The following is a 23,848-nucleotide window of genomic DNA, read 5'->3' on the forward strand; positions in this document are numbered from 1 at the left end:
GCCTTTTGGCGCACTCCGCATCTTTCAACAGTGACGCCTGCGCCCCGCCACGGGCGGGACCGGCGCCACGCAGCGACGGACGGCATACGCATGAGACGCAAACCCCCACGTTCCTCACCCGCAGCCCTGAACCGACCGGTGTCCCTGGTCGTGTCGGCCCTGATGCTCGGTGGACTGATCCAGGCCGCCGCCTCTCCCGCCCAGGCCGCCGGACACCCCCTGCCCGGCGTGCCCAGGGCCGACAAGGCGGTCTCCGGCACCGACGGCATCAAGGTCAGGCCCCGCACTCTGACCGCCGGCCCGAAGACGCCGGGCAAGAAGCCCGAGAGCTCCTGGCCCGAGGCCGCCACCGCCACGGTGGAGCTGCCCCGAGGCGCCACGGAGAAGACGGCCACCGCCGAGCGGGCGGGTGGACTGCCGCTGACGATCGCCCCGGTGAAGAAGGCCCGGGAAGCGGTACAGGGGACGGTCGAGGCCGCGGTACGAGGCCGCGAACAGGCCCGACGCGCCGGTGTCGACGGACTGCTGTTCACCCTGGAGGCCAAGGACCACCCCCGGGGCGTGACCCGGTCCGGCCTCGCACCGACCGAAGCCGGCATGGTCGCGGTCACCGTCGACTACGCGGACTTCGCCCGGGCCTACGGCGGCGGTTACGCCTCCCGGCTGCACCTCGTGCGGCTGCCGGCCTGCGCCCTCACCACGCCCGCCGAACAGGCGTGCCGCACGGCCACCCCGGTCCCGGCCCGCAACGACACCGACCGGCAGACCCTCACCGCGAACGCGGTGAGCCTGCGCTCCGGCGGGACGACGGTCCTGGCCGCGGCTGCCGAGACCGGCGGTGAGAAGGGTGACTTCAAGGCCACCTCCCTCTCCCCGTCGGCGACCTGGACCACCAATCTCAACACCGGTGACTTCACGTGGTCGTACGACATGCCGACGCCCGACGTGCCCGGCGACCTCACGCCGGACGTGAGCCTGGACTACTCCTCGGGCTCGATCGACGGCCGCACCGGCGGCACCAACAACCAGGGCTCCTGGGTGGGCGACGGCTTCGACCTGTCGCCCGGCTTCATCGAGCGCCGCTACAAGCCCTGCGCCGAGGACGGCGAGAAGAAGGCCGACGGCAGCAAGCCGGGCGACCTGTGCTGGTCCTACGACAACGCGTTCATCTCCTTCAACGGCAAGGGCGGTGAGCTGGTCCCGGCGGGCAAGGACGAGTTCCGGCTCAAGCAGGACGACGGCACCCGCGTCGCCCGGCTGACCGACACCGCGCGGGGCAACGGGGACGACGACGGCGAGTACTGGCGGGTCACCACCCCGGACGGCACCGCCTACTTCTTCGGCTACCACAAGCTGCCCGGCTGGACGAGCGGCAAGGAGACCACCGACTCCACCTGGACCGTGCCGGTCTACGGCAACAACACGGGCGAGCCGTGCCACGCCTCCGACTTCGCCGGATCCTGGTGCCGGCAGGCCTGGCGGTGGAACCTCGACTACGTCGTGGACACCCACGGCAACGCGATGGGCTACCACTACGTCCAGGAGTCCAACTCCTACGGCCGCAACCTCAAGGCCGACGACGACACCCCGTACACCCGCGGCGGCTACCTGGAGCGCATCGACTACGGGCTGCGCTCCTCCCGGATGTTCGCGGACAAGCCCACCGCCCAGGTCGTCTTCGACAACGCCGAGCGGTGCCTGCCGCAGGACGGCGTCACCTGCGCGGTGGACACCATCGACGCCAAGGCCGCCTACTGGTACGACACACCGTGGGACCTCAACTGCAAGGCCGACACCAAGTGCGACGACGGCCGCCTCTCACCCTCCTTCTGGACCCGTAAGCGGCTGACCGGAGTCACCACCCAGCTGCTCAAGGCGGACGGCACCTACGGCAAGGTCGACTCCTGGAAGCTCGGCCAGCGCTGGGGCATGGCCGACACCGACTACCAGCTGCTCCTCGACAGCGTGCAGCACACCGGCCACACCGGCACGACGCCGATCACCCTGCCGAAGACCACCTTCGCCTACACCCAGCTCGCCAACCGGCTCGACCGGACCGGCGACGGCTACGCCCCCTTCATCAAGTCACGCCTGTCCAGCGTGGCCGACGAGTCCGGCGGCCAGATCGACACCACCTACTCCGCGCCCGCCTGCGACGCCGACGCCCTGCCGACCCCGCAGACCAACACCACGCGCTGCTTCCCGCAGTTCATCGGCGGCGACAGCACCGACGCCCCCGACCGCGAGTGGTTCAACAAGTACGTCGTCACCTCCGTCGTCGCGACCGACCGCACCGGGGGCGCCCCCGACCAGGTGACCGCCTACGAGTACCTCGACGGCGCCGCCTGGCACTTCGACGACGACGACGGCCTCACCAAGGAGAAGTACAAGACCTGGTCGCAGTGGCGCGGGTACGGCCACGTCCGGGTGAAGAACGGCGGTCAGGGCGGCGCGGCCGCCATGAAGTCGCAGGAGGACCACTGGTTCCTGCGCGGCATGGACGGCGACCGCAAGGACACCGCGGGCGGCACCAAGTCCGTGACCGTCGCCCTCGAATCGGGTGAGGGCGACCCGATCACCGACCACGCGTCGGCCGCGGGCCTGGAGTACCGGACCGCCGCGTTCGACCGGCCCGGCGGCAAGGTGATCGCCAAGACCGTCAACCGGCCCTGGCACCACGAGACGGCCAGCAAGACCCGCGACTGGGGCACCGTCACCGCCGACCTCACCGGAGTTTCCGAAAGCCAGGCCTGGACCTCCCTGGACGACGGCGCGGGCGTCAAGTGGCGCACCACCTCCAGCTCCGCCACGCACGACACCGTCGCCGGCCGGGTCACCCAGGTCGACGACCGCGGCGACACCGGCACGGCGGCCGACAACCAGTGCGTGCGCACCACGTACGCCACCAACGCCGACAAGAACATCCTGCTCCTGCCCTCCCGGGTGGAGACCGTCGCCAAGGCCTGTGACGCCGCGGTCGACCGGAGCAAGGACGTCATCGACGACATCCGCACCGCCTACGACGGAGGCGCCTACGGCGCGGCGCCGGCCAAGGGCGACCCCACGGGCACCGCGGCCCTGAAGAGCCACAGCGGAACCAAGGCGACCTACCTGGAGGCAGGCGCCACCTACGACGACTACGGCCGCGAGCTGACGGTCACCGACCTGACGGCCGACCTCACCGTCACCGGTGACGCCGCCCCCGTCCGTACCGTGCGCGCCGACGGCCGTACCACCACGACGGCCTTCGTCCCGACCACCGGACTGCCCACCCGGACCAGGACCACCACCCCGCCCGCCGACCCGGCGGTCCCGGCCACCGCCCAGACCACCGTCAAGGACCTGGACCCGCTGCGCGGGCTGCTCCTCAAGCAGACCGACACCAACGACAACGTCACCAACTACGCCTACGACGCGCTCGGCCGCTCCACCAAGGTCTGGCTCGCCGACCGCGCCACGAGCGGCGTGCCGACGTACGAGTACGACTACACGGTCACCGAGGGCAAGCCGGTCGCCGTCGCGACCAAGCTGCTGAACAACGAGGGCGGCCAGATCACGTCGTACAAGCTCTACGACGGCTTCCTGCGGGAGCGGCAGTCCCAGGCGCCGGGCCCGGACGGCGGCCGGATCATCTCCGATGTCTTCTACGACGAACGCGGCCTGGCCGCGAAGAAGTTCGCCCCGTACTACAGCACCGGAAGCCCCGTCACCGAGCTGTTCAAGCCCGCCGACGCGCTGTCCGTGGAGACCCAGACCCACACCGCCTTCGACGGTCTGGGCCGCGCGGTCGAGGAGAAGCAGCTCGCCGGAAACGGTGACGGCGGTGCCGTCCTCGGCACCACGAAGACGATCTACGCGGGCGACCGCACCACGGTGATCCCGCCGGTCGGCGCCACCACCGTCACCACCCTCACCGACGCCCGCGGCAACGTCACCGAACTGCGCGAGCACCAGGCGCGGGCGCCCGAGTCGGCGTACGACACGACCACCTACGAGCACACCCCGTCCGGCGAGCTGCTGAAGGTCACCGATCCGGCCGGCAACAGCTGGAGCCACACCTACGACCAGCGTGGCAACCAGCTCTCCCTCACCGACCCCGACAAGGGCCGCACCGACACCAAGTACGACGACCGCAACCAGGTGATCTCCAGCACCGACGCGAACGGCACCCTGGTCAACGCCTACGACGGGCTGGGCCGCAAGACCGAACTGCGCGAGGGGTCCGCCACCGGCAGGCTGCGGGTGAAGTGGACCTACGACACGGTGGCCGGTGCCAAGGGCCAGCTTGCCGACTCCACCCGCTACGTCGGCGACGCCGCGTACACCACCTCGGTCACCGCCTACGACAAGCTGTACCGCGCGACCAGGACGGCGACCGTGATCCCGGCCGCCGAGGGAGACCTGGCCGGCACCTACCAGTCCGGCACCGCCTACAAGCCCTCCGGCCTGGTCGCCTCGCTCAGCTACTCCGCGGCCGGCTCCCTGCCGGGCGGCTCGGTCAACTACACCTACGAGGACCGGACCCTGCGGCCGGTCTCCGTGTACGGCCAGGGCATGACCTCCACGGCCACCTACAGCCAGACCGGCAAACCGCTGGTGTACAGCTTCGGGCTGACCAGCGGCGGCAAGAAGACGCAGGTCACCAACACCTACGAGTACGGCACCCAGCGTCTGGCGACCACCCGCGTCGACCGCGAGGGCCAGCCCGGCGTCGACCAGAACGTCACCTTCCGCTACGACGAGGCCGGCAACGTCCTCTCCCTGAACGACGTCTCCCGCACCGGCACCGACAACCAGTGCTTCAGCTACGACCACCTGCGCCGCATGACCGAGGCGTGGACGCAGGGCGACCAGACCTGTGCCGCGACGCCGTCCGCCGCCAAGGTCGGTGGCCCGGCCCCGTACTGGCAGTCGTACACCTACGACAAGGCCGGCAACCGGCTGACCGACACCCAGCACCACACGGGGGGCGACACCACCAAGGACGTCAAGCGCACGTACGAGTACCCCGCTCCGGGGACGCCCAAGGCCCACACGCTGACCTCGGTGACCAGCCAGGGGCCGGCCGGGACGACCAGGACCGACTACAAGTACGACCCGATCGGCAACACCACCGACCGCGGCAGGCAGCACCTGGACTGGGACGCCGAGGGGCTCCTCACCAAGGTGACCGAGCCCGTCGACGGCAAGCCGGACAACGTCACCGAGTACCTGTACGACGCCAACGGCAACCGGCTGCTCTCCCGTACCGGCGCCCGCACCACCCTGCACCTCGGCCACACCGACGTCACCCTCGACAAGGGCGCGGCCAAGGCCAGGGCGACCCGCTACATGGACCTCGGCAGCGGCCACCAGGCGATCCGCGCAGACGACGGCACCTTCTCCTTCACCCTCGCCGACCACCACGGCACCGGCCTGCTGGCCGTCGCCGCGACGGACCTGGCCCTCACCCAGCGCAGGGTCCTGCCGTTCGGCACCGTCCGGGGCACCGCCCCGGCCGCCTGGCCGAGCGCGCGGGGATTCGTCGGCGGTATCGACGACACCAAGGACACGGGTCTCACCCACCTGGGAGCCCGCGAGTACGACCCGCAGACCGGCCGGTTCCTCTCCGTCGACCCGGTGATGAACCTGTCCGACCCGCAGCAGATGAACGGCTACACCTACGGCAACAACAACCCGCTGGTGTACGCCGACCCGGACGGCAAGTTCTTCGGGTTCGCCGCCCTCTTCAAGGCGGTGAAGAAGGCGATAGCGAAGCTCTTCAACAGGGTTCCCAACGCGAACCCGGGCTTCATGCAGCGGCGGGCGCAGGCTCCGGCGGTGAGCAACAAGAAGCTGTCCGGGGCGCTCCAGCAGATCTATCCCAAGGCCAGGGCGAAGCAGGTCTTCGGCAACGGGAAGATGTCGACGGCGCTCGTCTACGAGTTCAACACCGGAGAGCGGCTCCCCGGCAAGGACGAACTCCACGTCCAGAAGGGATGGTCGACCATGAAGGCCCTCTCGGAGGTCCTGGACCTCGACCGCAAGGCCAGGGAGACGGAGAAGGGCGACAAGAAGCACCTGCTGTCCGACAAGGACCTGGCCGTCGCCAAGGCCGAGGCGAAGGAACTCTGGGACGCGCTGAACTCGCGCGACGTCACGGGCAACGTCAAGAAGACGATGGACGCCGACGCCGGCATGAAGTCCTCCGTCAAGAAGAACTTCGACGCCGTGATCAAGACGCCCGCCGTGAAGGACCTGACCGGTCAGGACTTCACACCGGCCACGAAGTTCAAGGGCCCGGCGCCCGTCGGCCAGCCCACCCGGCTGCGTGGCTTCTCCCGCACGCTGGGCGTCGCCGGCGGCCTTCTCCAGGTCGCCCAGGCTCCCTCGTACGTCAGGGAGTACGGCTGGGGCAGGGGCGGCTGGGAGATGTTCAAGGACATGGTCGACCCGGTCGGAGCGAGTGACTCCACGGTCGACCCGTTCGTCGACCAGGGTGGGGGATCATCGATCTGCGACCCGTCGAGCGGCAACTGCGCCTGACACTCGCCGAGCCCGGGGGCCTGCCGCGCACCATGCGCGGCGGGCCCCTCCGCTTCCCCCGGCCTTCCCCCGACAGCGGCACGACGACGAGACCCCGACCTGGAAGAGACATGAGCGAGATCCCCCTCTCCGACATTCCGGCGCTCCTGCTGCGCACCCTGCCCGAAACCGCGGATTTCATCGCACAGAAGTACGAGATGTCCGCGGAAGCGGCCGTGCTGACCGAGGAGATGACCGCGGACCTCTACGAGGTCCTCGCCGAGTGCCTCACCGCACCGGTCCTGATGCCGCAGCTGAAGAGCGCCACCCCGGACACGGAACTGCTCGCGCGCTGCTGGGACTTCGTGGAACGGCTCACCGCGCACTCCCTGGAGAGTGTCCGGGGCGCCGCCTACTTCGAGGTCCTCGAACAGCTCCTGGACGCCGACGGCCTCGTGGAGGCCGCCTGGCCGTACATGGGGGAGCGGACGCGGGCCCGCACCCTCACGATGCTGGACTTCTACGGCGTCCGGCTGCCCGGCATCGACGGACGGTAGTGGGCGGGGGCGGCGACCGGCGGTGGCGCCGGGCGGCCGCCGCCGCCTCACAGCCGTACGACGACCAGGGCCGTGTCGTCGGTCGCGCCGCCCGGCGGCAGGAGCTCCAACAGGACGGCGTCCGCGAGGGTTTCGGGGTCGGCTTTCCGGTGCCGCACCAGGGCGTCGGCGAGTCGGGCGAGCCCCGTGTCGATGTCCTCGCGCCGCCGCTCCACCAGCCCGTCGGTGTACAGGGCGAGGGTGGCGCCGCTGTCGTAGGAGGTGCACGCCTCGGGCCGCCGCACCGGCGTGGGGCGGGCGTCGAGCGGGGGGTCCGTGGCCCGGTCGAGGAACTCCACCCGGCCGTCGGCGTGCACCAGCACGGGCGGCGGGTGACCGGCGCTGCTGTAGGTGATGGTGCGGTGGTCGAAGTCGATGAACGTGGTGACCACCGTGGCCGATTCGGCGCCGTCCACGACGTGCGCGTACCGGCCGAGGATGTTGAGCGCCTCCGCGGGGCCCCCGGCGACCCGGGAGGTCGCGCTGAGCGCGCTGCGCAGCTGGCCCATCACCCCGGCGGCCTCCAGTCCGTGCCCGACCACGTCCCCGACCGACACCCCGACGCGGTTGCCGCCGACCAGGTCCACCAGGTCGTACCAGTCCCCGCAGACGTTGAGCGCGCCGACCGCGGGCCGGTAGCGCACGGCGGCCCGGTGGTGGCCGACCTGACGGCCCGCGGGCAGCATCGCTTCCTGGAGGGCGATGGCCACCTCGCGCTCGCGGGCGTGGGCCAGCCGCAGCCGCTCGTTGAGTTCCTGGAGTTCGCGGGCGCGGGTGTACAGCTCGGCCTCCAGGATGCGTCGGCTGCCCGCCCGCTCGGCGGCCCCGCCCGGTCCGCGGCGCCCGCGGGCCCGGATCAGTTCGGTGACCTCCTCCACCCGGTGCACCACCAGCACCACCGAGCCGTCGGGTCCGTGCACCGGCGCGTTGACCGGGCTCCAGTAGCGTTCGTCCCATTCACCGGGCTGCTCGGCGGACTCGACGTCGTAGCGCTGGAGCGCCATCGCGTCCCGCTCGCCCGTGCTGAGCACCCGCCGCAGGGAGGCCTCCAGGTTGCGCATGCCGCTCGCGGCCCCGTCGTTGGGATTGTCGGGGAAGACGTCGAAGAGGTGCCGGCCGACCATCTGCTCACGCCTGCGGCCCGCCACCCGCAGGTACTCGATGTTGACGTCCGCGTAGACCAGCTGGGGCGTCAGCAGGGCCACCATGCCCGGCAGGGCCTGGAACACCGCCGCGTAGTCGATCGCCGTGTCGTTCATGGATGCGCCCCATCCGCCGGTTTTGCGTCATTTTCTCATGTCATGTGACGACGAGGCGTCCTGGCGGGCGGACCGTTCACGCACCGGGGCCGGTGAGCGGCTGCTCGGCCCAGATGATCTTCCCTTCGGGCAGGAAGCGGGTGCCCCAGCGCTGGGAGACCTGCGAGACCAGCAGCAGCCCGCGGCCGCCCTCGTCGGTGGCGCGCGGATGGCGCAGATGCGGTGCGGTGGTGCCGCCGTCGAAGACCTCGCACACGAGGGCGCGCTCACGGATCAGCCGCAGCCGGATCGGCCCGGTGGCATAGCGCAGGGCGTTGGTGACCAGTTCGCTCACGATGAGCTCGGTGGTGAACGACAGGTCGGCCAGTCCCCACTCGGCCAGCCGGCGGCCCGCGGTCTTGCGGGCCTCGGCCACCGCCGCCGGATCGGCCGGCAGCTCCCAGTCGGCGACCCGGTCGGCGGCCAGCCGGCGGGTACGGGCCATCAGCAGGGCCACGTCGTCGTACGGCCGGGTGGGCACGAGGGCGTCGATCACGGCCCGGCAGCGCAGGTCGAGCGCCTGCGGCCGCTGCTCCAGCGCGTGCCGCAGCCGGTCCCGGTCGGTGTCCAGCGCCCACTGTTCCCCCCGCGCCAGCAGGCCGTCCGTGTGCAGCGCGAGCGTGCTGCCCTCCGGCAGGACCACCTCGGCGGCCTCGAACGGCGGACCGCCCGCCCCGAGCGGCGCCCCCGGCGGCAGCTCGACGAACGTCACGGTCCCGTCCGGCAGCACCACGGCCGGCGCGGGATGCCCGGCCGCCGCGATCGCGCACCGCCCGTCGACGGGGTCGTAGACGGCGTACACGCACGCCGAGCCCACCGTCCGGGTGCCGTCCGGGGAGGGACCCGCCGCCGCCTCCTCCCGGGCTCCGCCCTCCTCGTCGTCCATGCGGGTGACCAGGTCGTCGAGGTGCGCCAGGATCTCCTCCGGCGGCAGGTCGAGGGCGGCGAGGGTGCGCACGGCCGTCCGTACCCGCCCCATGGCCGCGGCGGCGTCGATGCCGTGTCCGGGGACCTCGCCGACGACCAGGGCCACCCGCGCCCCCGACAGCGGGATCAGGTCGTACCAGTCGCCGCCGAGGCCGGTCAGCTCGTCGGCCGGCCGGTAGCAGGCGGCGACCTCCACCGCGTCCTGCTCGGGCAGCCGGCGCGGGAGAAGGTTGCGCTGGAGCACCAGGGCCGCGTCCCGCTCGCGGGTGTAGCGGCGGGCGTTGTCCACGCAGACGGCCGCCCGGGAGACGAGGTCCTCGGCGAGCGCCAGGTCGTCCTCGTCGAAGGGCTCGCGCGTGCGGCGGCGCAGGAACGTGGTGACGCCCAGGACGGCGCCCCGCGCCCGGACCGGCACGATCAGGGCGCTGGGCGGCTCGGCCCCTGCGGGCAGCCGGGTGACCCACTCCTCGGTGAAGGGGTCCAGCGGGTCGCGGGGGTCCAGCCGCTCGACCTTCCACGGGCGTCCGTCGAGCAGGGCGCGCAGCGCGGGCGAGCCGGCCCGGTACACGACCGCGGGGCAGTCGGAGACGTCCCCCGGTCCGCCGGCCGACCGCAGCCCCGCCCGGCGCAGGGTCACGGAGTCGTCCGGGCCCCGCGTCGTCTGCTCCGACGCCGGTTCGGCGCCGCGCAGCACCGGCGCCGGCAGATCCACGGTGACCACGTCGGCGAACTCCGGCACCGCCACGTCCGCCAGCTCCTGGCAGGTCCGCGCGATGTCCAGGCTGCGGCCGATCCGCCGGCCGGCCCGGTCCAGCAGGGCGAGCCGCTGCCGCGCACGGTGCCGCTCGGTCATGTCCACGACCGTGTAATAGATGCCGATCGGGCCGCCCTGGTCGTCGTCCAGCCGGGTGAACGACAGCATGTGGGCCGTCTCGCGGTGCGGAGCGGTCCGGAACCGGCCCACGAGCTCATAGCCGGTGACGGGCTCGCCGGTCGCCAGCACCCGCCGCATCTGGGCCTCGATCGCCTCGGCGTCCAGACCCGGCTGGACGTCGGCCAGCCGCAGCCCCAGCCGGCGCTCGGGCGGCCCGCCGCCGAACCGGGCCAGGGCCGCGTTCGACCACACGAAGCGCAGATCGGTGTCGACCATCGCTATGCCGATCGGGGAGCCGCCGATCATCTTCTCCAGCACCGAGCGGCTCATGTTCCAGCCCCGGGCGTCGGCCATCTCGTTCAGCAGCACCAGCCAGCGGGCCCGGCCGCCCGGCTCGTGGGCCGAGGTGAACCGCGCCATCACCGGCACCGGCCGGCCGTCCTTGCGGCGGGCCGACAGCAGCCCCGCCCAGCCGTCGGCCCTGCCGCACCGTTCGAGGACGTCCGGCACCCGCACGGCGTCCCCGTGGGCGAGCAGCCCGGCCAGATCCATGCCCACGGCCTCGGCGGCCGGATATCCCAGCAGGCGCTGGGCGTCCGGGGTCCAGCTGGTCACCACGCCCCGTGCGTCGAGCAGCAGGGGCGCGGTGTCCGCCACGTCGAACCGCCGGCGGGCAACGTCGTCCTCGTCGTGTGTGCCCACGGTCGACCTCTCTGTCGCTGACAGTGGTCTACCACCTCCCGACCCAATCATCACCCTGCCCGCACGGCGCCGGCCGGGCCACCCGGGAGCCGGGCGCCGCGCCGGACGGGCCGTACGGGCCCCCGGAGGGTGCTCAGCCCCGCCCGGCCAGCACCCGCTCCAGGGTGGCCAGCGCCGAGGACAGCTCCTCGCCGGTGATCGTCAGGGGCGGCGCCAGCCGGATGGTCGAGCCGTGGGTGTCCTTGACCAGGACGCCCTCGCGCATGAGGAGCTCGCTCACCTCGCGGCCCGTGCCCAGCGCCGGGTCGACGTCGACGCCCGCCCACAGACCGCGCGCCCGGAAACCGACGACCCCCTTGCCGACCAGCGCGGTCAGCCCGTCCCGCAGGACGACGCCCAGCTCGCTCGCCCGCTGCTGGAACTCGCCGGTCTCCAGCAGTTCCACCACCGCGGTGCCGACCGCGGCCGCCAGCGGGTTGCCGCCGAAGGTCGACCCGTGCTCGCCCGGCCGCAGCACCGACAGCACCTCCCGGCGGGCCACCACCGCCGACACCGGCACGATGCCGCCGCCCAGCGCCTTGCCGAGCAGCAGGACGTCGGGCACGACCCCCTCGTGCTCCACGGCCAGCGTCCGTCCGGTGCGACCGAGCCCGGACTGGATCTCGTCCGCGACGAACAGGCAGTTCCTGCGCCGGGTCAGCTCCCGCACCCCGGCCAGATAGCCGTCGTCGGGGATGACGACACCCGCCTCGCCCTGGATCGGTTCGATGAGCACCGCCGCCGTCGTCTCGTCCACGGCCTCCTCCAGCGCGGCCAGGTCGTTGTACGGCACGATCCGGAAGCCCGGCGTGAACGGCCCGAAGCCCGCCCGCGCCGTCTCGTCCGTCGAGAAGCTCACGATCGTCGTCGTGCGGCCGTGGAAGTTGTCGGCGGCGACCACGATCGTGGCCCGGTCGGCCGGCACGCCCTTCACCTCGTAGGCCCACTTGCGGGCCACCTTGATGCCGCTCTCGACGGCCTCGGCGCCCGTGTTCATCGGCAGGACCATGTCCAGGCCGGTCAGCTCCGCGAGCCGCTCGGCGAACCCGGCCAGGCGGTCGTTGTGGAAGGCCCGGGAGGTCAGGGTGAGGAGGTCCAGCTGACGGTGGGCCGCCTCGATCAGCAGGGGGTGCCGGTGACCGAAGTTCAGGGCCGAGTAGCCGGCCAGCATGTCGAGGTAGCGGCGGCCCTCCACGTCCTGCACCCAGGCGCCCTCGGCGCTCGCGACGACCACGGGCAGCGGATGGTAGTTGTGCGCGAGGACCGGCTCCTCGGCGCGGATCAGGTCGGCGGAGGTACGCGTACGGACGGCGGGAGCGGTCATGAACGGATCTCCTGGGTGCAGCACTTGATGCCGCCGCCGGCCTTCTGGAACTCGGAGAGGTCGACGGGGACGGGGACATATCCGCGCTCGGTGAGACGGGAGGCGAGGGCCTCGGCCCGGGGCGCGATGAAGACGTGGCGGCCGTCGGAGACGGAGTTCAGGCCGAAGGCCATGGCGTCCTCGCGGGTGGCGAGCACCGCGTCCGGATACAGCCTGGCCAGCACCTCACGGCTGCCGGAGGAGAACGCCTCCGGGTAGTACGAGATGTTGTCGTCGTCGAGGACGAAGAGCGCCGTGTCCAGGTGGTAGAAGTGCGGGTCCACCAGGGTCAGGCTGATCACCGGATGGCCGAAGAACTCCTGCACCTCCCGGTGCGCCTCGCGGGTCGTGCGGAAGCCGGTGCCGGCCAGCACGTACCGGCCCGTCCAGACCAGGTCGCCCTCGCCCTCGCAGACGGACTGCGGCCGGTGGACGTCGTAGCCCGCCGCCCTGAACCAGGTGTCGTAGTGGACGGACTCGGGACGCCGCTCGGGCGCGTGGAAGAGCGAGCCGAAGACACGGCCGGCGACCACGACCGCCGAGTTCGCGGCGAACACCATGTCCGGAAGACCGGGGGCCGGCTCCACGGTGTCCACGGTGTGGCCGTGGGCACGGTAGGCGCGGATCAGTGACTGCCACTGTTCCTGGGCGAGGTCCACGTCGACCGGGGTGTCGGGACGCATCCAGGGGTTGATCGCGTACTGCACGGCGAAATGTCTGGGTTCACAGACGAGAAAGCGCCGGGGGCGCCGCATACGGCTGTCGGTCACAGAGAGGTACCTCCACCTTTCCCTGTCCTGCGGTGTCGACCTGGGGTTGACACCACGGTAGGAACTGACCGGGACGCCCGACAAGGAACAACCATTGCGTGTCGACGCAGTAATGCTGCGCAATCGGCGTAGCGAACGCACGATCACTGCGCCGACCGGGGTTTATTCGGGAGCCGGCTGGCTCGCACCCGCCTCCGGGCTGTCCGGCAGCAGGTGCGACAGCACCATCACGCTGATCGTCTTGCGGATGAACGGCTCGGCCCGGATGCGCTCCAGCACGTTCTCGAAGTGCTCCACGTCCCGCGCCCGCACGTGCAGCAGCGCGTCCGCCCCGCCCGTCACCGTCATCGCGGCCGTGATCTCCGGATGGTTGCGCGCCACCTCCGCCAGGCGCCTCGGGGGCGCCGCGCCCTCGCAGTACACCTCCACGTACGCCTCCGTGCGCCAGCCCAGCGCCGACGGCCGCACGGTGGCCGTGAACCCGGTGATCACCCCGCTCTCCCGCAACCGGTCCACCCGCCGCTTGACCGCCGTCGACGAGAGCCCGACGGCTGTGCCGATCTCGGCGAAGCTCGTCCGGGCATTCGCCATCAGAGCGGTGATGATCTTCCGGTCGAGCTCGTCGAACGGGGCAGGCGCGCTGTTCATGGGCGCACTGTATCCAGCACATACGTCCACACCCCCGTACATGTCCAGGCGTGCGGATCACCCCTACACTCCACCCTCATGCTGCGCGCCCTCGCCGTCGACGACGAACGCCCCTCCCTGGAGGAGCTGCTGTACCTGCTGGCCGCCGACCCGCGGATCGGCACCGTGGAGGGCGCCGGGGACGCCACCGAGGCGCTGCGCCGGATCAACCGCGCCCTGGAGTCCGGGCCCGACGGGCCCGAAGCCATCGACGTGGTCTTCCTGGACATCCAGATGCCCGGGCTCGACGGTCTCGACCTGGCCCGGCTGCTCACCGGGTTCGCCCGTCCGCCGCTGGTCGTCTTCGTCACGGCCCACGAGGACTTCGCCGTCCAGGCCTTCGACCTCAAGGCCGTCGACTACGTCCTCAAACCCGTGCGCAAGGAACGCCTCGCCGAGGCGGTCCGCCGCGCCGTCGAACGCGGGGCGGCCGAACGGCGGGGTCCCGCCCCGCGCATCCCCGTGCACGAGCCCGACCCGGACCACATACCCGTCGAACTCGGCGGCGTGACCCGGTTCGTGACCGTCGACGACATCACCCACGTCGAGGCCCAGGGCGACTACGCCCGGCTGCACACCGAGCGCGGCAGCCACCTCGTGCGCATCCCGCTGTCCACCCTGGAGGAGCGCTGGCGCGCCCGCGGCTTCGTCCGCATCCACCGCCGCCACCTCGTCGCCCTGCGGCACATAGGAGAACTGCGCCTGGACGCGGGCACCGTGAGCGTCCTGGTCGGCGGCGAGGAACTCCAGGTCAGCCGCCGCCACGCCCGCGAACTGCGCGACCTGCTGATGAGGAGGCCCTGACCGTGCCGAACCAGGACCCGGTGGAACGGCGGGTCGTCGTCACCGGTCCCGCGCGCCGCACCCGCCGTACCCGGCGTGCCTCCGGCTATCACCGCCCGCGGACCGAGATCGACGAGCAGACCACCCTCGGTCACACCTACGTCCGCTCCCTGATGCGCTCCCAACTGCGCGCCGCTCTCGGGGTGTTCGCGGTGCTCGCCCTTCTGGTGGGCCCGCTGCCGCTGCTCTTCGCCGCCATGCCCGACGCCCGCCGGCTCGAATGGGCCGTCCTCGGGTTCTGTCTCTACGCCCCGCTCGTGCTGCTCGCCCGCTGGTACGTGCGCCGCGCCGAACGCAACGAACGCGACCTCATACGCCTGGTCGAGGACCGGTGAACTCCGCCTTCGCCGTCCCGGCGGTCGCCCTCGTCGTCGTCGCGACCGTCCTCGTCGGCGCCTTCGGCCTGCGCATCTCCCGCACCACCTCCGACTTCTACGTCGCCTCCCGCACCGTCGGCCCCCGCCTCAACGCGGCCGCCATCAGCGGCGAGTACCTCTCCGCCGCCTCCTTCCTCGGCATCGCGGGTCTGGTCCTGGTGCAGGGTCCGGACATGCTCTGGTACCCGGTCGGCTACACCGCCGGCTACCTGGTGCTGCTCCTCTTCGTCGCCGCCCCGCTGCGCCGCTCCGGCGCCTACACGCTCCCGGACTTCGCCGAGGCCCGCCTCGCCTCCCAGCCGGCCCGGCGGCTCGCGGGCGCCTTCGTCGTCGGCGTGGGCTGGCTCTACCTGCTGCCGCAACTCCAGGGCGCAGGGCTGACGTTGACCGTGCTCACCGGCGCCCCCGACTCGCTCGGCGGGCTGATCGTCGCGGCCGTCGTCACCGCGACCGTCGCCGCGGGCGGCATGCGCAGCATCACCTTCGTCCAGGCCTTCCAGTACTGGCTGAAGCTCACCGCCCTCCTCGTCCCCGCCCTCTTCCTGGTGCTGGCCTGGCAGGGCGACGGGGCGCCCCGCGACGCCTTCGGCGAACCGGCCACCTTCCGCGAGCAGCGCGTCGTGCGCGTCGGCGACACGATCGACCTGCGACTGGACCGCCCGCTGACCGTCACGGTGGACGGCACGGTCGACGGACGCCCGCACCGGGGCGCCCTGCTCCGCCTGGCCGCCGGCACCCACCACATCGAGCGGGACACCCGTCTCACCTTCGCCGCGGGCACCGCCGTGCCCCTCGCCGAACGCGGCAGCAACGGCGGCATGTCCACCTCCCTGGCGGCCGGCCGCGAGGAACGCCCCCTGTACGCCACCTACGGGCTGATCCTCGCGACCTTCCTCGGCACCATGGGCCTGCCGCACGTCGTCGTCCGCTTCTACACCAGCCCGCACGGCGTCGCCGCCCGCCGCACCACGGTCGCCGTCCTCGTCCTCATCGGCGCGTTCTACCTGCTGCCGCCCGTCTACGGCGCCCTGGGCCGCCTCTACGCCCCCGAGCTGGCCCTCGGCGGCGACGCCGACGCGGCCGTCCTGCTGCTGCCGGACCGGGTCGTCGGCGGACTCGGCGGGGACCTGCTGGGCGCGCTGGTCGCCGGGGGAGCGTTCGCCGCGTTCCTGTCGACGGCCTCCGGGCTGACGATGGCCGTGGCGGGCGTGCTCACCCAGGACGTCCTGCCGACCCGCGGCGTCCGGCACTTCCGGCTGGGCACCGGCCTCGCCATGGCCGTGCCCCTCGCCGCGAGCCTGCTGGTGGGCGGGCTGCCGGTGGCCGACGCGGTCGGGCTGGCGTTCGCGGTGTCGGCGTCCTCCTTCTGCCCGCTCCTGGTCCTCGGCATCTGGTGGCGCCGCCTGACCCCGCCCGGCGCGGCCGCCGGGATGCTGGTGGGCGGCGGTTCGGCGTTCGCCGCCGTCGCCGCGACCATGGCGGGCTTCCCCGGCACGGGCGGTCTGCACGCCCTGCTCGCCTGGCCCGCCCTGTGGTCCGTGCCGCTCGGCTTCCTCACCATGATCCTCGTCTCGCTGGCCACCCCGGGGCGGGTGCCCGCCGGCACGGAGGCGATCCTGGCCCGGTTCCACCTCCCCGAGGAACTGAGCACCCAGGAACTGCGGGCGGCGGAGGCGAAGGCATGAGCGGGTTCCTCGCGGGCGTCTGCATCGCGATCCTGCCGTTCCTCGCCGCGGGCTTCTGGCTGGGCCGGCGCACCGCGCGCCCGGAGAACCTCGGCGGCCTCGGCACACCCGTCGAGCACGCCACCTTCGAGACCCTGCACACCGCCTCGCTCGCCGCGCCCCCGCTGCGGGCCGGCCTCACGGAGGAGACCGCCCGCCGGTCCGCGCGACGGCTGCGCACGCTGCTCGGCACCGACGCGCTGTGCCTGACCGACGAGAAGGAGGTGCTGGTCTGGGACGGGGCGGGCTCGCACCACCGCACCGAGATCGCGGGGCGGCTCACCGGCCTTCTGGAGAGCGGCCGCGGCGAGGCCTTCCGGCTCTCCTGCGAGCACGCCGACTGCCCGGTCCGCTGGGCCGTCCTCGCCCCGCTGACCGTCGACGACCGGGTGCTCGGCGCACTCGTGGCCTGCGCGCCCCGCGAGTCGGCCGTCCTGGTCCGGGCCGCGGGGGAGGTGGCCCGCTGGGTCAGCGTCCAGCTGGAGCTCGCCGACCTCGACCAGTCCCGTACGAAGCTGATCGAGGCGGAGATCAAGGCCCTGCGCGCCCAGATCTCCCCGCACTTCGTCTTCAACTCGCTCGCCGTGATCGCGTCCTTCGTGCGCACCGACCCCGAACGCGCCCGGGAACTGCTGCTGGAGTTCGCCGACTTCACCCGCTACTCGTTCCGCAGGCACGGCGACTTCACCACCCTCGCCGACGAACTCCACGCCATCGACCACTACCTGGCGCTGGTGCGGGCCCGCTTCGGCGACCGCCTCGCCGTCACCCTCCAGATCGCCCCCGAGGTCCTCCCGGTGGCCCTGCCGTTCCTCTGCCTCCAGCCGCTCGTGGAGAACGCCGTCAAGCACGGCCTGGAGGGCAAGGCGGACAAATGCCACATCCAGATCACCGCGCAGGACGCCGGCGCCGAGGCCCTGGTCGTCATCGAGGACGACGGCGCCGGCATGGACCCGGTCGCGCTGCGCCGCATCCTGGCCGGCGAGGCCAGCCCGTCCGGGGGCATCGGGCTGTCCAACGTCGACGACCGGCTGCGCCAGGTGTACGGCGACGACTACGGCCTGGTCATCGAGACGGCCCCCGGAGCAGGCATGAAGATCACCGCCCGGCTGCCGAAGTACCAGCCGGGCGTGCACTCGGCGGCCGGTCTCACCGGCGCATAGGGCCCGCGCGGCGCACGGCCACGGGCCTCAGCCCGACTTCGTCACGATCATGCTCAGCGTGATCAGCCCCAGCACGACCCAGCCGAACCACAGCCAGCCGTTGCTGCCGAGCGCCACCGAGTAGGCGGTCACCGCGACCAGTCCGCCGACGGTGAGCACTCCCATGGTCTTCGTGGAACTGTCCGTCGTACCCGCCATCGCGACACCCTCCTCGGGGCGGCCCTCCGCAGGGCGCATCCCCTCCATGGTGCCCCGGCTTCAGCGTCCGTGGGTGTCGAGTGACGCAAGATAGGCGTTGTACGCCGCCAGCTCCTGGTCGCCGTCCCGGTCGGCGGCCCGGTCCTTGCGCCTGGCCTGGCGCTGCTCCGAGCCGTACCACTGGAACAGCAGCGCGATCAGCACCAGCACCGACGGGATCTCGCTGAACGCCCACGCGATGCCCCCGGCCGCGTTCTGGTCGGAGAGCGCGTCGATGCCGAGCGAGGCGGGCGGATGCTCGAACGTCGAGACCATCGGCTGCGACGCCATCATCAGCGCGATGCCGAAGAACGCGTGGAACGGCATGCCCGCGAACAGCTCCAGCATCCGCATCAGATAGCCCGGCCGGTTCGGCCCCGGGTCCACACCGATGATCGGCCAGAAGAACACCACGCCGACGGCGAGGAAGTGCACCATCATCGCGAGATGCCCGGCCTTCGACCCCATCAGGAAGTCGAACAGCGGGGTGAAGTACAGCGCGTACAGGCTCGCGATGAACAGCGGGATCGTGAACGCCGGATGGGTGATGATCCGCATGTAGCGGCTGTGCAGCAGCATCAGCAGCAGCTCACGGGGCCCCTTGCGGCCCCGCCCCGCGGCCGGCAGCGCGCGCAGCGCGAGCGTCATGGGCGCGCCCAGCAGGAGCAGGATCGGCGACAGCATGCTGATCACCATGTGCTGCACCATGTGCACGCTGAACATGACCATGCCGTAGTCGTTCAGCCCGGTGCACATGACGAGCAGGACGGTCAGCACACCGACGGCGAACGAGACGGTCCGTCCCACCGGCCACGCGTCACCGCGCCGACGCAGCCGCAGGACCCCCCACCCGTAGAGCCCGAGCCCCACCAGACAGGCGACGAGGAAGAACGGGTCCGCCGACCACTGAAGCCCTCGCCCCAGCGTGAACGGCGGCAGATCCATCGTCATGCCGTGCCCGCCGTGATCCATTGCGCCGGCTCCTGATTCGTGGGGGGTTGTACGTTTCCTGCCGCCCACCAGAGTAAAGAAGCCCCCGGCGATCTCCGTCACCGGGGGCTTGTCGGGAGCTCGGCCGCCCTACAGGACGGTCTCCGCCTCCGCGTACCGGTCCTCGGGAACGGTCTTGAGCGTCGCGACGGCCTCCGCCAGCGGCACCATCACGATGTCCGTCCCGCGCAGGGCCGTCATCTTCCCGAACTCCTGCCGGTGCACGGCCTCCACCGCGTGCCAGCCGAACCGGGTGGCGAGGACCCGGTCGTACGCGGTCGGTGTGCCGCCCCGCTGCACGTGCCCGAGGATGACCGGCCGGGCCTCCTTGCCGAGCCGGGACTCCAGCTCGATGGAGAGCTGCCGGGCGATGCCGGCGAACCGCTCGTGCCCGTAGATGTCCTTGGCGCCCTCGTCGAAGGCCATGCTGCCCGCCTTCGGCTTCGCGCCCTCGGCCGCGACGACGATCGCGAACCGCTTGCCCGCCTCGAACCGCTCGCCGACCCGCCGGGCCAGCTCGTCGATGTCGAAGGGCCGCTCCGGGACGACGATGGCGTGGGCGCCGGCCGCCATGCCGGACTGGAGCGCTATCCAGCCGGTGTGACGTCCCATGACCTCGACGACCAGTACCCGCTGGTGGGACTCGGCGGTGGTCTTCAGCCGGTCCAGGGCGTCGGTCGCGACACCCACCGCCGTGTCGAAGCCGAAGGTGACGTCGGTGACCGCGATGTCGTTGTCGATGGTCTTCGGCACCCCCACGATGGGCAGCCCGCTGTCGTACATCAGCTTCGCCGCCTTGAGCGTGCCCTCACCCCCGATCGGGATGATCGCGTCGAGGCCGAGTTCCTCGACATGCCCGCGGGCCCGCTCCACGCCGTCGCGCAGGTGCGAGGGCTGGACCCGGGAGGAGCCGAGGATCGTGCCGCCGCGGGCGAGGATGCCGCCCACCGCGTCAAGGTCGAGCTTGAGGTAGTCGCACTCCAGGAGGCCCTTCCAGCCGTCCCGGAAGCCGATGACCTCGTCGCCGTGGTCGGCGACGGCACGGTGCACGACGGACCGGATGACGGCGTTCAGGCCGGGGCAGTCGCCGCCGGACGTGAGGACACCAATGCGCATAGCCCGAAACAACCTTCTCCACGTGGGCCGGACCCGGACCACACTGTCCGGCTCGAATCCCCGCCACCCTAGCGGCAGGAGGGGGCCGGGCCGAAGCACGCGTCCGCCTGCTGGACGTGCCCGCTCACCTGTGCGGATGCACCGTCAGACGGGCTGGTGACGGCACCCTGGAAATCAGGTGAACACACGGTCGGAGCGGGCGGTGGCGCGGCGGCCCGTGGCGGGCCGCCGCGCCACCGTGCTCACGCGGGCTGCTGGGCGGCGGCGATGCGCTCGCTGCGCAGCGCCTCGTACCAGTGGTCGTCGATCGGCGGGAGCGCGTTCACGTCGAGCGCCAGCTTGAGCAGCAGGTCCGCGATCAGCGGGTTGCGGGCGAGCACGGGGCCGTGCATGTACGTGCCGAACACGGTGTCGTTGTACGCGCCCTCGGTGCCGTCACCGGTGCCGTTGCCCTTGCCGAGCGTGACCCGGGCCAGGGGGCGGGCGGTCGGGCCGAGGTGGGTGACGCCCTGGTGGTTCTCGAAGCCGGTCAGCGGGGGCAGGCCGAGACGGGGGTCGATGTCCCCGAGGACGTCGCCCACGCACCGCTCGCCCTCGCCGCGCGTCGTCGTCACGTCCAGCAGCCCGAGGCCGGGCTCGCGCTGGCCGAGGTCGTTGACGAACTCGTGGCCCAGGATCTGGTAGCCGGCGCAGACCGCGAAGACGATCGCGCCGTTGTTCACCGCCTGGTACAGGTGCCCGTCACGGCGCAGCCGCTCCGCCGCGAGGCGCTGCGGCCGGTCCTCGCCGCCACCGATGAGGTAGATGTCGCCGGAGGTGGGGATCGGCTGGTCGCTGCGCACGTCGAGACGCGCGACGTCCAGGCCGCGCTGGCGGGCGCGGCGCTCGACGACGAGGGCGTTGCCCTGGTCGCCGTAGGTGCTCAGCAGGTCCGGGTAGATCCACACCAGCCGCAGTTGGTTGTCGCTCATGGAAACGTCCTTCGGGGTCAGTTGCCGACGCGGCGGCGAAGGTCCTGGAACGCGGTGTAGTTCGCGATGACCTCGATCCGGCCGGGCGGCGCCTGCTGCACGGCCTGGTCGAGGTTCTCGCAGACCTGGAAGTGCTGGTTGGCGACCTCCAGACGCACCGCGAGGTCCAGCTTGCGGTCACCGACGACGAAGATCGGGTGGCCGGTCAGCCGCGTGTAGTCGACGTCCCACAGCCAGGAGGTGTCGGTGCCGTCGGCCCCGCGCGCGTTCACCGAGAGGATCACCGGGGTGGGCGGCGGGTCGATCAGGCTGAACGTCTCCAGCCAGCCCGCCGGGTTCTTCGCCAGCAGCAGCCGCAGGTCGCGGCCCTGGAACTGGACGACGTCATAGCGCCCCGCCACGGCCTGCACCTGGTACATCCGCTCCAGGGCCACCTGCGGCGGCACCCCGAAGACGGCGGCGACGGCGGCCGAGGAGGCGGCGTTGGCCTTGTTGGCGCGGCCCGGCAGCTGGAGGTGGATCGGCCAGGCGGACCCGTGCGGGTCGAGGACGTGGTCGCCGGAGAGCGCCCAGCTCGGCGTCGGACGCCGGAACCCGCACTCACCGCAGAACCAGTCGTCGCCGGGCCGCTGCATGACGCCGCCGCAGGACGGGCACGACCAGGCGTCGTCCTTCCACATCTGCCCGGCGGCGACCCAGATCACGTTGGGGGAGGAGGAGGCGGCCCACACCACCAGCGGGTCGTCGGCGTTGGCGACCACGACGGCCTTCGAACCGGCGAGCCCCTCACGCCAGTTCTCCGCGAGCATGCGGGTCTCCGCGGCGCGGTCGAGCTGGTCGCGGGAGAGGTTGAGCAGCGCGATGCACTTGGGGGCGGTGTCCCGGGCCACGCCCGCGAGGTACTTCTCGTCGACCTCGATCACGCCGTAGCGGGCCTCGGAGCCGCCGGCGAGGGCCGAGGTGATGCCGGCCGGCATGTTGGCGCCCAGCGCGTTGGACACGACCGGGCCGGCGGCGCGCAGCGCCTCGGCGATCAGCCGGGTGGTGGTGGTCTTGCCGTTCGTCGCCGAGACCAGGATCACGTCCAGGTTCTGGGCGAGCCGGGCGAGGAGGTCGGGGTCGAGTTTGAGCGCCACCCGGCCGCCGATCACCGAACCGCTGCCGCGCCCCGCGGCGCGCGACGCCGCCGCGACCGCCTTGCCGGCGGTCACGGCGATCTTGGCCCGCGGCGTGAGCGGGTCCGAGTTGCCTGCCATCAGTTCTCGATCCTCCTTGCGTACGCGCCGCGCCTCTGCCGTACGGCAACGTGGTAGGTGGTCAGCCTATCGAGATCCATTCGCACTCCCGAATCCCGGCACCACCTCACGCCCGTGAGCGGCATGCGCGTGTCAGAAAGGACCGTACCCTTGCCGCCATGCGACACGGCTCCATCCCGGGCGCCCACGGGCGCGTCCGGCCCCTCTCCCTGCTCGGTGACCCCGTCCTGCACACGCGCTGCGAGGACGTCACCGACTTCGGTCCCGAACTCGCCCGCCTGGTCGAGGACATGTTCGCCACGATGTACGCGGCCCAGGGCGTGGGTCTCGCGGCGAACCAGGTGGGCGAGCCGCTGAGGGTCTTCGTCTACGACTGTCCCGACGACGAGGACGTCCGCCATCTGGGACATGTGGTCAATCCCCGGCTGGTGGAGGCGGACGGCATCGTGCTGCGCGGCCCCGAGGGCTGTCTGTCCCTGCCGGGTCTGGAGGCGGGCACGGAGCGCCACGACCACGCGGTGGTCGAGGGGTTCACGGTGACGGGCGAGCCGGTCGCCGTGCACGGCACGGGGTTCTTCGCGCGGTGCCTCCAGCACGAGTACGACCACCTGGAGGGGACGGTCTACGCGGACCGGGTCACCGGGTGGCGCAAGGGAAGGCTGATGCGCCAGGTCGACCGGGCCTCCTGGCATCGCCAGGGGTCGCGGGGCTAGGCGGCGGGCCGGGGCACGGTCGCGTGCCCCGGCGCGGCGGGGGGTGTCAGAAGCCGGGTCCGCCGACCTTGTCGCCCGCCGCCGCCAGGCGGCCCCACAGCAGGTCTGCCAGACTGCGTACCAGTTCGGCCCGTGAACAGGGCCGCTCGCCCAGCCACCAGTCCCCGGCCGCGTGCATCATGCCGACGATCCCGTGTCCCCACACCCGGGCCAGCTGCTGGCTCCCCGGTCCGAGGTCCACCCGGTCCTCGATCACCTGGGCCAGCTCCTCGCCCATCCGCCGCAGCAGAGGAGCCGAGTGCTTGCCCACGTCGAAGCCCTGTTCGCCCGGCGACCCGTCCGCCGGGTGCATCAGGAACCGGTAGACCTGAGGACGGGCCTCGATCGCGTAGAGGTAGGTGTCCAGCGTGGCCTCGACCCGCTCGCGCCGTTCGGCGGGAGCGTCCAGCGCGGCCCGCAGCGAGTCGAGGAGGGCGTCCGTGTGCCGCTTGGCGAGCGCCGCGTACAGTCCGCCCTTGTCGCCGAAGTGCCGGTAGAGGATCGGCTTCGTGATCCCCGCCTCCGCCGCGATGGCGTTCATCGAGGCCTGCGGGCCGTCGCGCAGCACCACCCGGTCGGCGGCTTCCAGCAGCTCGCGCCGTCGGCGGTCGGCGGACCGTTGTTGCTCGGTCCGCTGCGTGGTGTCCATGTGCTCTCCC

Annotated in this window: 18 protein-coding genes; 7 read left to right on the forward strand and 11 right to left on the reverse strand. The window is 72.2% G+C overall.

The window, feature by feature from the left end; all coding sequences use genetic code 11:
• Positions 1–90: 90 nt before the first annotated feature.
• Together Saso_RS07265 and Saso_RS07270 are read left to right on the forward strand one after the other, a co-directional pair.
• On the forward strand, positions 91–6,525 hold the full coding sequence (locus Saso_RS07265) for an RHS repeat-associated core domain-containing protein (RefSeq protein ID WP_189927457.1): 6,435 nt from the start codon (positions 91–93) through the stop codon (positions 6,523–6,525).
• Positions 6,526–6,635: 110 nt separating this feature from the next.
• Positions 6,636–7,061 carry a hypothetical protein gene (locus tag Saso_RS07270; RefSeq protein WP_189927458.1) on the forward strand — a complete coding sequence of 142 codons (426 nt, stop codon included), beginning with the start codon at positions 6,636–6,638 and terminating at the stop codon, positions 7,059–7,061.
• A 47-nt stretch (positions 7,062–7,108) separates the two neighbouring features.
• Here Saso_RS07270 and Saso_RS07275 read toward each other — a convergent pair whose 3' ends face one another.
• From Saso_RS07275 to Saso_RS07295, 5 genes are all read right to left on the reverse strand, one after another.
• Complete coding sequence (locus tag Saso_RS07275; protein ID WP_189927459.1) at positions 7,109–8,359, reverse strand: PP2C family protein-serine/threonine phosphatase; 1,251 nt, start codon at positions 8,357–8,359, stop codon at positions 7,109–7,111.
• Positions 8,360–8,435: 76 nt separating this feature from the next.
• Positions 8,436–10,901 (reverse strand): SpoIIE family protein phosphatase, encoded by a 2,466-nt coding sequence (locus Saso_RS07280; RefSeq protein WP_189927460.1) that lies wholly within the window; start codon positions 10,899–10,901, stop codon positions 8,436–8,438.
• 133 nt (positions 10,902–11,034) lie between these two features.
• Positions 11,035–12,264, reverse strand: a complete 1,230-nt coding sequence (rocD, locus tag Saso_RS07285) for an ornithine--oxo-acid transaminase (protein ID WP_189927461.1) — start codon at positions 12,262–12,264, stop codon at positions 11,035–11,037.
• Positions 12,261–13,073 (reverse strand): dimethylargininase, encoded by an 813-nt coding sequence (gene ddaH, locus Saso_RS07290; protein WP_189927462.1) that lies wholly within the window; start codon positions 13,071–13,073, stop codon positions 12,261–12,263. Before ddaH ends, rocD begins: the two co-directional genes overlap by 4 nt.
• Positions 13,074–13,235: 162 nt before the next feature.
• A complete protein-coding gene (locus Saso_RS07295; protein ID WP_189927463.1) occupies positions 13,236–13,721 on the reverse strand; it encodes an Lrp/AsnC family transcriptional regulator in 486 nt (161 codons plus the stop codon).
• Positions 13,722–13,799: 78 nt separating this feature from the next.
• On the opposite strand from Saso_RS07295, the gene Saso_RS07300 reads away from it, so the two are divergent.
• Genes Saso_RS07300 through Saso_RS07315 form a run of 4 tightly spaced genes read left to right on the forward strand, consistent with a single transcriptional unit; the run spans position 13,800 to position 17,867 of the window.
• Positions 13,800–14,564 carry a LytR/AlgR family response regulator transcription factor gene (locus tag Saso_RS07300; RefSeq protein ID WP_189927464.1) on the forward strand — a complete coding sequence of 255 codons (765 nt, stop codon included), beginning with the start codon at positions 13,800–13,802 and terminating at the stop codon, positions 14,562–14,564.
• Positions 14,565–14,566: 2 nt separating this feature from the next.
• On the forward strand, positions 14,567–14,938 hold the full coding sequence (locus Saso_RS07305; RefSeq protein ID WP_189927465.1) for a hypothetical protein: 372 nt from the start codon (positions 14,567–14,569) through the stop codon (positions 14,936–14,938).
• Positions 14,935–16,665: a sodium/solute symporter gene (locus Saso_RS07310; RefSeq protein ID WP_189927466.1), complete on the forward strand. Its 1,731-nt coding sequence runs from the start codon at positions 14,935–14,937 to the stop codon at positions 16,663–16,665. The genes Saso_RS07305 and Saso_RS07310 overlap by 4 nt, the downstream gene beginning before the upstream one ends.
• A complete protein-coding gene (locus Saso_RS07315) occupies positions 16,662–17,867 on the forward strand; it encodes a sensor histidine kinase (RefSeq protein ID WP_189927467.1) in 1,206 nt (401 codons plus the stop codon). Before Saso_RS07310 ends, Saso_RS07315 begins: the two co-directional genes overlap by 4 nt.
• 27 nt (positions 17,868–17,894) lie before the next feature.
• On the opposite strand, the gene Saso_RS07320 is transcribed toward Saso_RS07315, so the two are convergent.
• The 5 genes from Saso_RS07320 to Saso_RS07340 all read right to left on the reverse strand — a co-directional run bounded on the left by Saso_RS07320 (position 17,895) and on the right by Saso_RS07340 (position 22,437).
• Positions 17,895–18,104, reverse strand: a complete 210-nt coding sequence (locus tag Saso_RS07320; RefSeq protein ID WP_189927509.1) for a hypothetical protein — start codon at positions 18,102–18,104, stop codon at positions 17,895–17,897.
• 21 nt (positions 18,105–18,125) lie between these two features.
• Complete coding sequence (locus Saso_RS07325; protein ID WP_189927468.1) at positions 18,126–19,076, reverse strand: cytochrome c oxidase assembly protein; 951 nt, start codon at positions 19,074–19,076, stop codon at positions 18,126–18,128.
• Positions 19,077–19,184: 108 nt separating this feature from the next.
• Entirely contained in the window at positions 19,185–20,210 is a 1,026-nt protein-coding gene (locus tag Saso_RS07330) for a 6-phosphofructokinase (RefSeq protein ID WP_189927469.1), read from the reverse strand.
• Positions 20,211–20,452: 242 nt separating this feature from the next.
• On the reverse strand, positions 20,453–21,181 hold the full coding sequence (locus Saso_RS07335) for a type 1 glutamine amidotransferase (RefSeq protein WP_189927470.1): 729 nt from the start codon (positions 21,179–21,181) through the stop codon (positions 20,453–20,455).
• Positions 21,182–21,198: 17 nt separating this feature from the next.
• Complete coding sequence (locus Saso_RS07340) at positions 21,199–22,437, reverse strand: MurT ligase domain-containing protein (RefSeq protein ID WP_057601976.1); 1,239 nt, start codon at positions 22,435–22,437, stop codon at positions 21,199–21,201.
• A gap of 158 nt (positions 22,438–22,595) precedes the next feature.
• Here Saso_RS07340 and def point away from each other — a divergent pair, with 158 nt between their 5' ends.
• Positions 22,596–23,150, forward strand: coding sequence for a peptide deformylase (gene def, locus Saso_RS07345; RefSeq protein WP_189927471.1), 555 nt, complete (start codon positions 22,596–22,598; stop codon positions 23,148–23,150).
• 46 nt (positions 23,151–23,196) lie between these two features.
• Here def and Saso_RS07350 read toward each other — a convergent pair whose 3' ends face one another.
• Complete coding sequence (locus Saso_RS07350) at positions 23,197–23,838, reverse strand: TetR family transcriptional regulator (RefSeq protein ID WP_189927472.1); 642 nt, start codon at positions 23,836–23,838, stop codon at positions 23,197–23,199.
• Positions 23,839–23,848 lie beyond the last annotated feature (10 nt).

Source organism: Streptomyces asoensis (genome assembly GCF_016860545.1).
GTDB lineage: Bacteria > Actinomycetota > Actinomycetes > Streptomycetales > Streptomycetaceae > Streptomyces > Streptomyces asoensis.